General features: G+C 62.6%; 8 protein-coding genes. 5 read left to right on the forward strand and 3 right to left on the reverse strand.

The genetic code is table 11. The features are described 5' to 3' along the window. Positions 1-126: 126 nt before the first annotated feature. Both GSF27_RS14310 and GSF27_RS14315 read left to right on the forward strand, forming a co-directional pair. Positions 127-921 carry a TatD family hydrolase gene (locus GSF27_RS14310; protein ID WP_160970321.1) on the forward strand — a complete coding sequence of 265 codons (795 nt, stop codon included), beginning with the start codon at positions 127-129 and terminating at the stop codon, positions 919-921. Next, complete coding sequence (locus tag GSF27_RS14315) at positions 918-2612, forward strand: aminotransferase class V-fold PLP-dependent enzyme (protein ID WP_160970323.1); 1695 nt, start codon at positions 918-920, stop codon at positions 2610-2612. The genes GSF27_RS14310 and GSF27_RS14315 overlap by 4 nt, the downstream gene beginning before the upstream one ends. On the opposite strand, the gene tcdA is transcribed toward GSF27_RS14315, so the two are convergent. Next, complete coding sequence (gene tcdA / locus GSF27_RS14320; protein ID WP_160970325.1) at positions 2609-3430, reverse strand: tRNA cyclic N6-threonylcarbamoyladenosine(37) synthase TcdA; 822 nt, start codon at positions 3428-3430, stop codon at positions 2609-2611. The genes GSF27_RS14315 and tcdA overlap by 4 nt on opposite strands. Positions 3431-3636: 206 nt before the next feature. On the opposite strand from tcdA, the gene GSF27_RS14325 reads away from it, so the two are divergent. Then, the gene (locus GSF27_RS14325) at positions 3637-4878 is read left to right on the forward strand and encodes a hypothetical protein (RefSeq protein ID WP_160970327.1); all 1242 of its coding nucleotides are present in this window, start codon (positions 3637-3639) and stop codon (positions 4876-4878) included. Positions 4879-4905: 27 nt separating this feature from the next. On the opposite strand, the gene GSF27_RS14330 is transcribed toward GSF27_RS14325, so the two are convergent. Together GSF27_RS14330 and GSF27_RS14335 are read right to left on the reverse strand one after the other, a co-directional pair. Next, on the reverse strand, positions 4906-10608 hold the full coding sequence (locus tag GSF27_RS14330) for an alpha/beta fold hydrolase (RefSeq protein ID WP_160970329.1): 5703 nt from the start codon (positions 10606-10608) through the stop codon (positions 4906-4908). Positions 10609-10740: 132 nt separating this feature from the next. Beyond that, a complete protein-coding gene (locus tag GSF27_RS14335; RefSeq protein ID WP_160970331.1) occupies positions 10741-11910 on the reverse strand; it encodes a methyltransferase in 1170 nt (389 codons plus the stop codon). Positions 11911-12448: 538 nt separating this feature from the next. Here GSF27_RS14335 and GSF27_RS14340 point away from each other — a divergent pair. Both GSF27_RS14340 and GSF27_RS14345 read left to right on the forward strand, forming a co-directional pair. Beyond that, on the forward strand, positions 12449-12835 hold the full coding sequence (locus GSF27_RS14340; protein ID WP_160970333.1) for a hypothetical protein: 387 nt from the start codon (positions 12449-12451) through the stop codon (positions 12833-12835). Positions 12836-13392: 557 nt separating this feature from the next. Next, positions 13393-15405 (forward strand): FAD-dependent oxidoreductase, encoded by a 2013-nt coding sequence (locus tag GSF27_RS14345; RefSeq protein ID WP_160970335.1) that lies wholly within the window; start codon positions 13393-13395, stop codon positions 15403-15405. The last annotated feature ends 56 nt before the right edge of the window (positions 15406-15461 follow it).

Consider the following 15461-nt stretch of genomic DNA (forward strand, 5'->3'; position numbering starts at 1 on the left):
GAAGAAAAGTGACTCGCCCAGGAGGGCGAAACCGGAAGTCCGAATTCACTCCGCAAAACAGATAAACTCCCTGTCTGATCGCCATCGAGTCTCCGAAGCTGATATCGCGTGCCAGAGGAAAACAGCATGATCGACAGCCACTGCCACTGGGACTTCCCCGAATTCGATAGCGATCGCAGCGGCCAGCTGCAGTCGCTGGCGGCGGCTGGTGTGTCACACCTGTTGATCCCGGGTGTGGAGCCGGCGCAGTGGCCGCGGTTGCAGGCGCTGGGGTCAGGTCATCGAAGCGCTCCCTGCCAGCCGCTGCTGGCCTACGGTGTCCACCCCTGCTGGGGTGAGCCGCTGCAACTGACAGAAAATGCCTTCAAAACGGCGCTTGTGCAGCAGTTGCAGACCGGCGCCGTCGCCATCGGCGAATGTGGTATGGATGGCAGTATTGAGTGGTCGGAGGCGCAGCAACGGCAGTTGTTCGAGTGGCACCTGCAGCTGGCCTGTGACCTCAACCTGCCGCTGTTGATCCACGCCCACCGCGCCCACAATCCGGTCATGCAGCTATTGAGTCACTATCGGCCATCAGCCGGCGGTGTGATCCACGGTTTCGCTGGCAGTCCCGAACTGGCGCAGCAGTATTGGCGACTGGGCTTTTACCTGGGGGTAGGGGGCACCATCACCTATCCACGGGCACAGAAGACCCGCCGCGCGCTGGCCGCCGCGCCACTGCAGAGCCTGCTGCTGGAAACCGACGCGCCGGATATGCCGTTGATGGGCTATCAGGGGCAGGTCAATACCCCGGCGCGCCTGCCGCTGGTGGCGCAAGCGCTGGCGGATTTGCGCCGGCAGCCGCTGTCGGAGATCATGGCCACCACTACAGACAATTGCCGGCGCCTGTTGCGCCTGGCGGAGCAAGCAAGACCCGCATGAGTTTCGACAACGCCGCGTTTAAACAGCAGTTTCCCCTGTTCCAGCATCCCGAGAATGCTGCCCTGGTGTATCTGGATAACGCCGCCACCACCCAGCGGCCCCAGTGCGTGATTGACGCCATGGTGGACTTCTACAGCCGCTTCAATGCCAACACCCACCGCTCCAGCCACCGTCTCGCCCGTCAGGCCACCGCCATGGTGGAACGGGTGCGGGGGCAGGCAGCCGCGTTTGTGAATGCCGCCGGTAGCGACGAGATTATCTTTACCCGCGGCGCTACCGAGGCCCTCAACCTGCTGGCGGCGGGGTTGTGTGCGAATTTGCAGCCCGGCGACGAGATATTGCTGTCCGCCGCTGAACATCACGCTAACCTGGTGCCCTGGCAGATGGCGGCTGAGCGCTATCAGCTCAAGCTGCGTTTTGTGCCGCTGGCTAACGGGGCTCCCGCCTGGGAGCGGTTGCCGGAGTGCGTGTCGGAGCGCACCCGCATTGTCAGCCTTACCGCCGCCTCCAATGCGCTCGGGTTTGCTACCCCCCTTGCCGGGCTGCGTGCAGCCGTGGGTAACGACGTGGTGCTGATCGTGGATGCCTCCCAGCGGCTGGCGCACGAGACGCTGGACGTGCAGGCGCTGGGTATCGACTTCCTGCTGGGTTCCGCCCACAAGTTCTACGGCCCCACCGGCATTGGCCTGCTCTATGGCCGCCGCCGGCAGCTGCAGTCGCTGCCACCCTGGCAGGGAGGGGGCGAGATGATCACCCGGGTGACGCTGGAAAGCAGCGATTACGCTGAGGCTCCCCATCGCTTTGAAGCGGGCACCTCGTCGCTGGCGGCCATTGCCGGCCTTGGCGCTTGCCTCGAATTTCTGCAGGGGCAGGACCGCGCCGCCATGCAGCGTTATGAATCCCATCTTTGCCGTTACCTGCACACGGAACTGCAACAGCTCTGCCTGCAGCGGCCGCTGCGCCTGTTGACCGCTTTTCGTTACAACGAGGGGCGTTACAGCGAGGGGCGCGACAACGTGGGGATCGCCGCACTGGCACCGATGCCGGGCTGTGGTGTCGCCATGGCGGACCTGGGCCACTGGCTGGATGAGCACGATATTGCCGTGCGGGTCGGCCATCACTGTGCCGAGCCGCTCAGTGTTGAGCTGGGGGTGGGGGCCACCCTGCGGGTATCGCTGGCCGGCTACAACAATCGCGCCGATGTGGATGCGTTGGTGGCGGCGCTTGCCAGTTACCCCTGGGACGAGGTGTCAGCCACCGCTGCCGATGTGGAGCGGGAGGACGCGGTGTGGCCGGCAGAGGATTTCTCGTCACTGTCGTTAAGTGACTTGCGCGACCAGGGCAGCTGGCAGAAACGCTACCGGCAGCTGACCCGCTGGGCCGGGCTGCTGCAACCGAAACCGGCACTGCGCCTGGATGCCAACCGGGTGCCCGGCTGCGAGTCGCCGGTGTGGATTGTGCACCGCTGTGTGGAAGGGCGTCACCAGTACCTGATTGATACCGATTCCCGCGTATTGCAGGGACTGGCCGTGTTGCTGCTGTTGCTGCTCAATGACCGCACCGGTGCAGAACTGGCAACAGTGGATGTGGAGGCGCAGTTTGCCGAACTGGGATTGGAGAAGTACCTCAGTGAATCCCGTAACAACGGCTTCCGTGCGCTGGTGGACTTTATGCGCGCGCGGGCTTCCTAGTTCTCGTCAGCTGCCGCTTTTCTCTCTGCCCGTGCCAGCATCTTTTCAAGGCCGCGGGACACCGCCACAAAACCGAAACTGGCCGTGACCATGGTGGCACTGCCAAAGCCGCCGCTGCAGTCCAGCTTTACCCCGTCGCTCAACCCCTCCTTGCTCTGGCAGGTAGTGCCGTCAGCAGAGGGGTAGGTCATCTGCTCGGTGGAGTAGACAGCTTCCACGGAAAAGACCCGTTTCGGGTTGCGGGAAAAATTGTACTGGCGGCGCAGGGTGTTACGCACCTTGGCCAGCAGCGGGTCGTTGACGGTGCGGGCCAGGTCGCCGCTGGTGATCTGGCGGGGGTCCAGTTTGCCGCCGGCGGAGCCGACGGTGACCAGCAGCTGCTTGCGGCGCTTGCAGCTGGCGATCAGGGCGGCTTTGACATGGGCCGCGTCGATGGCATCAACCACCAGGTCGCAGTCGGCATTGATCAGTTCGGGGATGTTATCGAGGTCAAGAAAATCATCGATACAGTGCACCTCCAGCTCGGGATTGATGTCCTTTAGCCGTGCGGCCATGACGTCAATTTTCTGCTGGCCAATGGTGCTGGCCAGCGCGTGCAGCTGGCGGTTGGTATTGGTCACGCAGATGTCATCCATATCGATCAGGGTGATGGTGCCTATGCCACTGCGGGCCAGGGCTTCTGCCACCCAGGTGCCGACACCACCGATACCCACCACCGCCACATGGGCGTGGCGGAAAGTCGTCAGGGCAGGCTGGCCATAGAGGCGGGCGATACCGCCGAAGCGCTGGAGCCAGGATGGGGTGAGGGTGTCGGTCATGGTCGGGATCTGGGATTATCTGGGCCGGAGAGGGGCGCAGTTTAGCAAAAACAGCGCCTTTTGCCTGTCGCCGGAGAGCGCTGCTCAAAAAGCATTCAGTGGGGCCCGCAGCTTAGGTATAATCGCCGGCCCACTTGTTTCAGGCGCAGCATGCCCTCACATCAGTGGGTGAGCCAGCGCCACAACGAACTGCCCACAGGTGTCCGATGAAAGTGACCAGCAACAACCCCGCCCCTCTGTACGGCCGCGTCCGCGAGCTGTTTCAGCACGGCTTCCGTATCGACTGGGTGACGGCGTCGTTTATATCCATTACCCATGTACTGTGCCTGGTGACAACCCCGCTGGCCTATTGGTTCGCGCCCGAGGGATTCTGGAAAATCATGCTGGGCTGGACCCTGCTCCACGCCCTGATTGGCTGTCTCTCCACCACGGTTTATTCCCATCGCCTGATCGCCCATGGGGCGGCGCGCTGGGTAAGCTGGCCGGTACACCTGCTGTTTGGCTTCTTCGGCCAGGTGATGGCGATGCAGGGCAGTGTGCGTCGCTGGGCCGCCATGCATGTGATTCATCACGGTGTCGACCGCAGTGGCAAGCACCACCTGGATCCCTACAGCGCCACCTGGTTCAGCAGTGGCTGGCGCAACTTCCTCTGGTCCCACATGCTCACCTACTGTTTCCGCCACCCCGATACCACCGAGGTGGATCGCGCCTACGCCGCCAAGAGCGATAGCCCGCTGGTGTGGCAGGAGAAACTCTATATCCCGCTGTTGGTATTTTGGAACTTCCTGGTGCCGCTGGCGCTGGGTTACTGGCTCACCGCTTCGGTGGTGGGAGCCCTGTGCCTGATGGTGGCCTCCATGGGCGGGTTTATCCTGGCCCAGCACAACACCTGGACGGTGAACAGCGTCACCCATATGTGGGGTTTCACCAAAGGGGCGTTCAGTTCGGCGAAGAACAATTACGTGTGGATGGGGCCGCTGGGTGAGGGCAACCACCACGCCGACCACCACGATTACGGTCGTGACTACCGCAACGGTTTTGGCTGGAGTGGCTGGCTGCTGGATCCCACCCGTTACGTGATCCTGACCCTGCGCGGGCTGGGACTGGTGCGTGGTCTGCAGCGCGCCAGCAAGCGCGAGGAGGCGGCCATTATCGCCCGTCGCGCGCTGCTCCGGGCGCAGGTGAAATCACAGCCCAGTTGCTGGTCACGTTGGGAGAGCAAGCTGGAGAGCCTCAAGGCTGAGTGGCTGGAGGCGACCCAGCAGTGGGAGGCGTTCCGCCTCAAACGTATGCGGCTGAAGACCATGTCGCTGCCGAAGCTGGAGCTGCAGCAAAAACTCGATACCCTCAAAGCAGAGATGGAAGTGGCCCGCCGCGCCATGCGTGCGCGCAAGCAGGCTTTCTTTGATGCCCTCTACGAAATGCGCGCCTTGCCGGCCGCGGCTTGATCCGCGTCTCGCAGGCTGCGGGGGCAATCAGTGCCCCTGCGGCCGATCCAGCGGCAACCGTTCCGGTGGTCGATTACCGCTCTCGCGGCTGAATTCACACTCCAGTGCCCAGTGATTTTCCTGCCGGTAGGCGCTCACCAGCGCAAATCCGTCGCCGGGGAAAAAGCGCGTCTCCAGTGTACAGGCCAACTCACTCAGCTCACCTGCAACGTTAAAGGTCTCGCGCGGGATAAAGTCCTCGGTGCGGGCATTGCGATGCGGGAAAGGAGCATAGAGCGCCGAGCTGTGAATGGAGTAGAGGCGAATAGGTCGCTGCAGGTGCGGGCTGTGCAGCTCAGCGCGGGCGACGCTGGAGAGGTGCTCATCCCCGGACAGGAACACCAGGTTGCGACAGCGGTGCGCGGCCACAAACTGCAGCAGCCGGTTGAGTGCCGCGGGGAAGGCGCTCCAGCTGTGCAGGTCCATATTGGGGGACGAGGCTGGCAGGCGCCGCGGCAGCAGCGCCGACGGCGAGACGATAAAACGCGGCCGCAGGTCATTGGCGTGGGTGCGGATCAACCACTGTTCCAGTGCGTGGAATTGCTCCTCCGACATCAGTTGGCGGCTGTCGCTGGCACTGGCATCCCGCTCGCAAAAGGTATCGGCGACAAAGTAGTCAAAGCCCTGGTAGCGCCCCTGATACCAGAGCGGCTGACCGGGGGCCGTGCCGGCATCCACCAGCGGCAGGTCCGGTCGCTGGTAGTTGATGTAATGCGCCTTGCCCGACAACTTTTGTTGCAGTGATGCTCTCTGCGCCGGATTCCGGGGCGGACCGTTCTCGTGTTGATCCATCATAGTCAGGGTCGGCAGGCGGCGGGTGACGGAGCGCACCTCCTTCTGACCCAGCCACTGCTGGTAGGCCTGGCGCTTGGCGTCGAACAGTCCCCGTTGCGCCCCGGCTTCTGCCTGACCGGTGACGTAAACCTGGTCGCCGGTCAGCACCAGCAGCGAGGGTTGCAGCTGGGCCAGGGAGCGTCGCTGTTGTTCATCCAGGTGGTTGGCGAGGCGGCGGTAACTGGCGTAGGCAGGTCCGCGATTCAGCATGCCGCCGGGATACTGGCAGGAGGCCAGTACCAGCTGTAACTGCTCGCGGCTCTCGGCGAGGGGAATCTGCATGATGGAGTCGGTGAGCTTGCTTGGCGGCAAGGACAGATAGGCCTGCAGGCGTTGCAGGAAGTCATTGCTCAGCAGCCATTCGCGGATGTAATCGGCGCACTGCTGGCTATGGCCCGGCAGACCGCTGGTACCGATCAATTCAAACAGGTTATCGGGCAGCAGGTGTTGTGGCATCTGCTCACAGGGCAGGCCGAGGTCGTCAATGACCAGCACCAGGATACCGTCCGCCGCCCACATCGACGGGTTCAGGGGCAGTCGGGTTTTGAACCACCCGCCGCTCTGGGGGCGGGCCAGCTTCAGGTGCCCGTGGCGCATCAGCTGCGCGGCGGTGGGAGTCTGGTCGGGGGCGCCGCCAAACAGGCAGGTCTGCTCTCCCTGCAGGGTGACCGGCAGGAACAGGACAAACTCCGGCTTGTGCATTTCGCGATTGAATCCCAGTCCCAGGGGCAGCTGGTTTTTGTTCACCGGGGCGATGACCGGGCCCGCTCCCGGTTTGAACAAGCGGTAGCGCAGGGCGTGAGGCAGTTTGGCTGGCAGGCGGCTGGGGTAGTCCAGAAATTCCCGTACTCTGTCAAAGTGGCGCTGGGCCTGGCGGCCAATAAGCGCATCCAGGTGGCCGAAGCCTTGCAGTACCTGGGTACGGAAGTCGCGATCCGCTGCGCTCATCAGCTCCTGCATGCGGCCCAGAGTGGCAATATCCAGTACCCGGTTCTCATCGCTGTGGACGCTCAGGCTGGGGAAGTCCCAGCGCTCCCGCAACCGACGGATGGTGACATACTCGTTCTCTTCAGCGGCATTGGTGATGCGCTCCCGCAGGGCGTGCAGGGCGCCCCGGGCCACGGTGGCCAGGTGCAGGGGGCCGATGAAAACCCCCAGTTGCCCGAGGGTTTCACTGCTGACGTTGTTGAGGTTGAAGGTCTGCCCATAGAGGGCATCCAACCGGTGACGGGTGACGGCAAAGCTGCGTGATTGCCATGGCCACAGCGGGTGTTCGCGGCGGAACTCCCGCGCCGGGTAGGGGATCACCTCGATCACCTGGTCCCAGAACTGCTCTGCCATGGAGGGCGGGTTGGTGCGCTGCAACTGGTAGAAGGATTTGGGGATTACCGGCATCAGCGGCGCCAGCAGGCGGGCCTTGGCCTGGTTGGTGGGGCTGAACACCATCCGCGGCCCTCCCTGCGACAGTACCAGGCGGTGGATACGTTGCGGCAGTAGCTGGCGCTCCCGGTAGTAGCGGTCGCCACTGTGGGGTTCCGCCAGAATCGCCATGCTCACCAGTGCCGCGCCCATGCAGTGGGCATAGATATCCAGCTGGCTGTGGCCGCTGACACGACAGATGTGGTCGATAGCCACAGGGATATCGGCAAAGGCGATATCCTCAAACTTCCAGGGGCGCAGCGCCGAGTTCATGGCGGCACTGATACGCAGGTCCACCACCCATACCTCGCGGCCCTGCTGCCAGAAGTACTCTGCCAGGCTGGGCTTGATGCTGGCGTGGGTGAAGATGGCGCCACTGGTGCTGAAGCCGTGAATCAGCACCAGTGGCGGTTTGCTCGCCGACCGTTTTTGCCGGTAGCGGGAGAGGCGAATGCGCAGCTGCGGGTTTTTCTCCTGCGGTTGCTCCTGCACCAGGTCGATCTCGGCAATTTCCGGTGCCGGGCCGCCGTATATACGGCCGGGAAACTGGGGGCGTACCGTCAGCCCTTTCTCCTCCGGTGTGCGGAAACTCCAGAAGTGCAGGTGCAGCATGGCACGGGCGAAGAAGCTGCAGCAAAGCAGGGTATCGATCAGGGCCGTAGTCTGGTCCTGTTGCCGGCTGATGCCCATCAGCGGACTCTGCTGGTGGAGCATAAAGCCCGGCTCGCTGTGCAGGCTGGCCGGTTGCCGTCGCGGCTGGCGATGGCGGGGTTGCAGGCCGGGCAGCAGATCGATCAGCAGGGTTTCCAGTTGCCGGATGGGGTTGCTGCCACTGCTGTAGCCAAAGCGCTTGTGCGCCAGCAACGGCAGGGAGGACGGTTGTGAGCTGAAGGCTCCCAGTTGGGTGGGCCAGCCTTCGGCCGGTCGCAGAATATTGAGACGGTAGTGGGTGAGGCGAACTTCACCGCAGTGGGAGGCCAGCGACAGAAATTGCTGCCAGCGCTGCTGCAGTTGCTGCAGGCTCTGCCGCCATTCCGGCCGCGCCTGTCGCTGGCGATAGTTTTTGCCGGCTACCGGGCTGAACTCGCGCCGCAACCAGCGCAGCAGGGCGTGCTGGCCCTCCCGCAGTCCGTGGTTGAGCAGCCAGCCGCCACCGGCGCGCAGCACCCGCTCCCAATAGGTGGAGTTCTCGCGGCTCATCATCTCCATGCTGCCGCTCAGGGGCGCAACGAGGATGGCCTGCAGGGTAAATTCGTCGTCATCGGCACCGGCGTTGGCCAGCTCCTGCCAGTGCTGGAGCTGCAGTATGCGAATCCGGCTCTCGCCCTGATTCACCTGTAATGTGCGCTCCTGACGGCGGGTCAGTGCCCGCAGCGATTTGGGTTGCAGGCGCAAGGTGATATCGACCATACATTCCAGTGGCCGGTTGTTGGCGCCGCTGAGGGTAATGGGGCCGGTGAAGCGTTCGGTGAGAACCACCTCCGTCTCCCGTTCTGCCGGTGCGGAGTCCGGTTGCCGGTAGACAGGTCGGGCTGGCTTGTCCTGCGTGGTGTCGGGCGGTGTTGCGGTTGCGCGCCAACGCCAGTGGGTACGCAGGTAGTCGCAGCTGCGCAATGCCAGGGCCGCAACGGTCAATCCGGGGGGGGCACCCAGTGCACTGGGCAGCACCGAGCTGTCCATGATCACCAGGGAATCAAATACCCGGTTGCGGCTTAGTGGGTCGGACAGGTCATAGACCCGGCCACAATGGTCGACAACACCATGGCTGGAGTCGTCACCCATGGGGCAGCCGCCCAGTGGCTCCGGCGATACCAGTGTGCCGTGGCCGGGCATCAGGGTGATCTCTGACTGCCGGCGGTTGCGCGGCTGCCAGAAGGGTTGCAGCTGTACCGAGCCGCCACAATCGGCGGCGTTCTTCAGCCGGGTCAGTGTGTCGATCTGGTGCTGGAACAAGGGGTGGTCTGCCAGCCCCGGCCAGCGTGCCCGCAGCAGGCCCTCACCGCTGAGGGGCACCATCGTGGCGGGGGCGCAGGTGAGCTCCAGGCAGCCCTCACTGCCGTCGTCCCCCTGCAGCGCATAAATACCGGTGCGCTGAATCTTCTGCTCGTCCACCACCCAGGGGTCGGCCTCCGGTTGCCCGTCCAGGTGCTGGCTGGTGTCGGCAGTGGTGAGCCGCTCCAGGCAGTCGAGGGTCGTGGTCACCTCCTCGTAGAAGCGTCGCAGGGGCGAGGTGATAGTCTGGTCCCGCAGCAGTAACCCCTCTTTCTGGTGGCGCAGGTCAATAATACCGGTAGAGGTCGGTCCTACCCTGCGCTCGTGGGCGGCGGTCTCTTCCCCGGCGACGGCGTTGACCTCTTCGTGTTGGTTGTAGAGCGATGCCTGCTGGTAGCCGTTGGCGGAAAAGCGTTGCCCCAGCTGGGGTGACAGGCGCAGCTGATCGCTCTGGGAGCGCAGTAAAATTTCTGTGCTGCCAAGGGCGCCGGCGGCGAGTATGACCTTGCCGCAGCGGATGCGCAGGGGGGCGGACTGCTGCTGGCGTCGCTCGCTGGACGTGTGTACCACCTCCAGTTGCCAGTTGGGTGGCCCCTCTTCTGTCGGCAGCGGCTGCAGTTTTTCCACCGCGGTGCCGGTATAGATCTCCACGCCCGCCTGTCGTGCATTGACCAGCAGGGTGGTGTCCAGGGATTGCTTGGCGTTGTAGTTACAGCCGGTGGTGCAGTCGCCGCAGAGGGTGCAGGCGTTGAGGGCTACTGCGGCGCTGTCGGGGTTGTCCTGCATGGCGATCAGCAGTGGCGCGACGGCGAAGTTGTCACCGCTGCAGAGTTCACTGTCGGCCAGCTTTTGCAGGTTGCTCTGCTTGCGCAGTGGCTGTTCCTGTTGTTCGGGGTGGCGCAGGATGGTGTTGTCACCCTGATCGTCGCTGGCGCCCAGCAGGCGGCGGGCGGCGGGAAAGTACTCCTGCAACAGCTCGGCGCTTTCGCTGTAGCGCAGGCTTCGGGGCCAGCGGTCATCGAAGATTGAGGCCGTGGGTTCCAGCATCACGCCCGAGTCAATCAGGGAGCTGCCACCGAGGCCATTGGCGGTGAGGGTGGTAATGGCTTCACCCACGCGGATATCGAACAGGCCTTCGCTGTTTCCGGAGGGCTTGCTGCGGCCGGGGGTCAGTACCCGGGTGTGACCCGGTAGCTCTACCGCTGAGGAGGGAAACATACCGGGCAGGTATTCGACGCCGCGCTCCAGCAGTGCGATGCGCACCGGTCGCCCACGGCTGTGGCTGCCGGCCAGGGCGGCAGCGGCGGTGGCACCGCCATAGCCGCTACCCACGATTACCAGGTCAAAGTGCAGCGTCCCTTCCGCGTCCTGCTCGCACTGCTTCTGCAAGGCCTCAAAGTTGCCGGACAGCCAGCGACTGGTTCTGGTCGTCTTAGCTTCAGTCAATCCATTACTCCAGTGCTGCTCCTGTCCCGGTTCGGGCCATGTGTTGCTTTTGTGTTGCCGCTACCGTCTGGCTGTGATGCTGTCGAGCTACCTGATCTTGCCAGATCGGGCCAGTGGCGGACAACTGGCGTCTTACGCCTTGGCGGCCCGCAGGATCACAAACTTGCTGTTGCCGGCCACTGTCGTGCAGTTGCCAAACAACGTCTGCAGGCGCAGGTGGTAGCCGAGATGGCGGTTGGCAACCACCCATAACTCACCACCCGGACGCAGTACCCGATGGGCATCGCGGAACATCTGCCGCGCCAGGTGATCCCCTACCACGGCCTGTTGATGAAAGGGCGGGTTGTTGACCACCAGGTCCGCGCTGTTATCGGCAAAGCTGCGCAGGCCGTCGTCCACGTGCCAGTGGGCGTCGGTGACAGCCGGCAGGTTGTGCGCCAGGTTGTCACGGGCACTGGCCACCGCCATATGGGATTCGTCGACAAAGTGCATGTGCAGCTGGGGATTGGCTTGCAACATGGCCAGCCCCAGTATGCCGTTGCCACAGCCGAGATCGATGACCTCCGCCCCGGCGTCCGGCCGGGGCAGGTGCTGCAGGAAAAAACGGCTGCCGATATCGGGCCCGCTGCGGGAAAACAGGTTGGCGTGATTGCCCAGTCGCAGGGGCGGTTGCGGCAATTGATAGTGATCGGGGTAGGGGCTCTGACCCGGCCAGCCCTGACCCTGCGAGCCAGAAACTTGCGGCGTGCAGTGCAACAGGCGGGCCTTTTTCCAGGCCAGTGATGTGTGGCTGGGCCCGAGTATCTGTTCAAACAGTTGCTGGGCACTGGCGGGCCAGTGTTTCACCATGCCGGCCGCCACTACCCGGGTGGTGGCCGCGAGCAATGGGCGCAGGCAGTACAGCTGGTGCTCCAGCAGGGCCAGCTGTTTGGGCAGGCGAATTACCACCAGCTGCAGTGGTGAGGTGGGCCATTGCAGGCTGTCCAGCAGCTGCGGTTGTTCGAGCCCATTGTCCGGCAGTTGTTGCAGGTTGCGCTGGCAGGCGTGTTGCGCCAACCACGAGTCGCTCTGCGACCAGAGGGGACGACAGGGCAGGGAACAGGTGAGGGCGCCGAACTGGTCGTTCAGCACCAGCGTGGGGGTGCAGGCTTGCAGGTCTTGCTCATGCAACCAGCGCAGCAGGTATTCGTCGGCGGCATCCCAGGCACGCAGGGATTGTTGGGCTCTGGCTGGCAGCGGGTAGCGCAACAGGTGCCGGGATCCGAAGGGGCTCTGCAGGAGGTTGTCGTCGTTGCTGTTCATGCAGGCGCCTGATGTAAAAGCCGCCATTATAGCCCCAACCCCGTATCACTGCAGAAGAGTACGTTGTGCCGGGTATGGTTGCAGGGCAATCCGTGCTGTGCGGTTTTTGAACGCTGTCCGGGAGGGCTTGCCAGCCGTGGCTGTACCAATGTTATCCACAGCTTGTAACAGCAGTTGCCCAGTTTTTCTGTGGAGCTTTGGCGGTCGCTGCCGAAGCAGATTGCCGGAAATCTGTACGTTGAGGGTGGGGCGGGCGTCTATGCCCGGTGGTCTCACGGATTACTCTTGGGCAAGTTCTGGTGCAACACCCGGGTTTGTGCATGGCAAAGGTGCGTTTTTATGTGCCAATTTAGAACGTCCATCCCGTATAATCGCCTCAGCGCGGATGCAAGTGGTTAATTAATATACATTTGGGTTATTTTTTTATGTGCCATCACTTGAGTGGCACTATCTATGCAATATCTGCGTTGCGAATGGAATTCGTGATTGGTTTCAACTTCAGAGGGACTTCCGGTAATTCAGACCAGAGAGGTTTTTCATGGTCAACTTCAACAAAGCTATGATAGATCTGGTACGCGAAATACGTCGTCGGGCCCCCGCAGACGCCAAGCCAGGAATCAAACTGGCGAATCCCGACCTGCTCACTGAAATGATCCCCTGGTACCGCTCCTCCAACGACAGTGTGGCCAAAGCACTGCTGAAAGAACTCTACACTCTTGCCGGTGACGATTGGCTGGAGCAGTTGCAGGAGAGCAAGCCAGCAGCGGAGGCCGCCCCGGCCGCCGGTGGCACCATCGAGAAAGATGGCAAGCGTTACGTCACCAAAGTCTACCGCGGGCAAACCCAACTGGTGGAGGTGCCGATGCCTCCCGCCGAATCGGCCGCAACCCAAAAAATCTATCGCGGCCAGGTAGTGCGCGCCTGAGCCCCACTGTGTTTGCCGCCAGGCATTTCTGATCCAGCGTGGCCGCCGAACCTTGGCGGCAATCCTCCCTTCGTCTATCGCTGATAGTTACTGCGCCTCCGTGGGGTCGCTGTGTCTGGCCAGGGCTTCCCTGGTCCTGATCCTGCCTTTTGTCCTGTGTCCGGGCTTCGCCTATTTTTACCGGCAAGCACCCAAGCGCCGGCGTTTTCCTTTTTTGCCTCTCGTATGTTGTGCTCACCCGTTGATGCGTTCTGCATCAAGGCGGTGCGCTATGCGGGGGTGGCGCGGTGGCGAGAGCAGTTGGCGCTGGCGGTGTATCGAGTTTCCTGCACTGCATGAAGGCGCTGACGGGGCTTCTTGCGTCCTGTTTGTGCGGGGCATAAGGCCTGAGAGTGCCGTCAGGGCTGGCCTGTGAGTGAGGGCTGCCGTGTTTTGGCGCGTTTTTTAAGTGCTGGCATGTAACCTGCTTTGTTCGTCCCTGTGTCGCAATCTGCGGGGTGCTTCTTTACCGCGAGGTCAGCGACCCGGTTTCCTTATCTGAGAAGAGGGTATACGGGATGTCATTGGCGTATCAGCCGGAGAGTGGCTCTGGAGCGCTGGCGGGGGAGCAACAGTGGCAGCCTGTAGCGGATGGTGGCCGGGTTCTGGTGATAGGCAGCGGTCCGGTGGGAATGCGTTTTGTCGATGAACTTTTGCGTCGCCGCCCCCATGCCTTGGTGGAAGTGTTCGGTAACGAACCCTATAACCCCTATAACCGGGTGCAGCTCTCCAGCCTGCTGGCGGGTGAGGCCGATCCGCTATCTCTCGACATTCCTTTGCCGGATGTACAGCGTAACCCCGGGTTTCGGTTTACCTCATGCGCCATTCGCGCGATCGACACCGATAACAAGCAGGTTACGGATGCCCTTGGTCAGGTACACCCCTTCGACCAGTTGGTAATCGCCACTGGCGCACGAGCACATGTTCCCAATATAGAAGGTACACAACAGAGTGGGGTGTATACCTTCCGTAATATGAAAGACGCACAAGCTCTCTATTCAAGGGTCGCCCGCGCTCGCAGTGTGGTGGTGGTGGGTGGTGGATTACTGGGGATTGAAGCGGCCAAGGGGCTTTCCCGGCTCAATACCCGCGTCACGCTGATTCAACAGGGGCCGCGTTTGATGAACCGGCAGCTGGACGAGGGTGCCGCGGCCTTGTTACAGCATGGTGTCATGAGCCGGGGTATTCATGTGATTACCGACTCAGGCGTGCGCGAAATTCTGGGTGACGGCCGCGTTACCGCTATCCGCACCCGCGATGGAGAGACGATTGACTGCGACACGGTGCTGCTCTGCGCCGGGATTCGCCCCAATCTCGAGCTGGCCCGCGAGGCACGAATCCGGGTGGCTGGCGGCATAGTTGTGGATGACCGGTTGCAGACTTCAGCCGATGGGGTCTACGCCATTGGTGAATGTTGTGAGCATCGCGGCCTCACATATGGGCTGGTAGCGCCCGGCCTCGAGCAGGCGGCGGTGCTGGCAGAGAACCTTGCCGGTGGCAGTGCCTGCTATCAGGGCTCCAGTAGTGTCAGCCGGCTGAAGGTGCTGGGGGAGGAGGTCGTCAGTGTCGGTGAAGTGGCGGACTTGCCGCAGCGCCCGCACCAGCATGAAATCCGCTACCGCTTCGCGGCGGCTAAGCATGGTTACCGCAAGCTGGTCGTGCATCGCGGACGCCTGATTGGTGCGGTGGGGTTTGGTAGCTGGCCGCAGTTCAACCGTGTACAAGAGGCCTGCAAGTCCGCGCGTCGAATCTGGCCCTGGCAATGGCTGCTGTTCTGGATCACTGGGCGACTGTGGTTGGGGCAGGGCAGTGAGAGTGTGGCGCGTTGGCCGCTGACAGCGGTGGTGTGCCAGTGTAATCAGGTAAGCGTAGGTGCCTTGCGGCGGGCCACTGATGAGGGTTGCAACACGGTTGCTGCGCTGGGGAAGGCGACTCGCGCTGGTACGGTGTGTGGCTCCTGCAAACCACTGCTGGCGCAATTGATCGGTGGGGCGGTGGAGAAGGCGAAGGGAGCGTGGGCCTTGCTGGGTGCCAGCCTCGCCGCCCTGCTGGCGGTGATTGCAGTGATCGGATTGCCGGAGGCGCCGATTGCGGTCAGCGTGCAAACACAGGGTTGGTTTGAATCCGTCTGGAGTGATAAGGGCTGGAAACAGGTAACCGGTTTCAGTCTGTTGGGGATGGTAACTGTCGGCTTGTTGATGTCCCTGCGCAAGCGCTTGCAGTGGGAGTGGATGGGGGCGTTCTTTGGTTGGCGGCTGCTGCACGGGGTGCTCGGTATGAGCTGTGCGTTGTTGCTGATATTTCACACCGGCTTTCACCTTGGGGAAAATCTTAACCGCTTGCTGATGCTGACCTTCCTGGCGGTGCTGTTGTTGGGAGCGGGGGCGGGGGCAGTGGTAAGTCTCGCTCATCGCTTGCCGCCTGCCAGTGCTGCCGCGGTGCAAAAGACCTGGAACTGGTTGCACCTGCTGGTGAGCTGGCCCCTGCCCGTGCTTCTCATTGTGCACATCATTACCGTTTATTACTTCTGAACTGTTTATTACTCCTGACAGGCAGGCATGCCAGTTTGTCAGGCCCGGGGAGTGTA

The sequence above is a fragment of the Pseudomaricurvus sp. HS19 genome (genome assembly GCF_009857815.1).
In the GTDB taxonomy this organism is placed as follows: Bacteria; Pseudomonadota; Gammaproteobacteria; order Pseudomonadales; family Cellvibrionaceae; genus Pseudomaricurvus.

Bases quoted from the DNA above. Each gene is read 5' to 3' on its own strand.
- GSF27_RS14335 (WP_160970331.1), bottom strand. From the start codon at position 11,910: ATGAACAGCAACGACGACAACCTCCTGCAGAGCCCCTTCGGATCCCGG.
- GSF27_RS14310 (WP_160970321.1), top strand. From the start codon at position 127: ATGATCGACAGCCACTGCCACTGGGACTTCCCCGAATTCGATAGCGAT.
- GSF27_RS14340 (WP_160970333.1), top strand. From the start codon at position 12,449: ATGGTCAACTTCAACAAAGCTATGATAGATCTGGTACGCGAAATACGT.
- GSF27_RS14325 (WP_160970327.1), top strand. From the start codon at position 3,637: ATGAAAGTGACCAGCAACAACCCCGCCCCTCTGTACGGCCGCGTCCGC.
- GSF27_RS14315 (WP_160970323.1), top strand. From the start codon at position 918: ATGAGTTTCGACAACGCCGCGTTTAAACAGCAGTTTCCCCTGTTCCAG.
- GSF27_RS14345 (WP_160970335.1), top strand. From the start codon at position 13,393: ATGTCATTGGCGTATCAGCCGGAGAGTGGCTCTGGAGCGCTGGCGGGG.
- tcdA (WP_160970325.1), bottom strand. From the start codon at position 3,430: ATGACCGACACCCTCACCCCATCCTGGCTCCAGCGCTTCGGCGGTATC.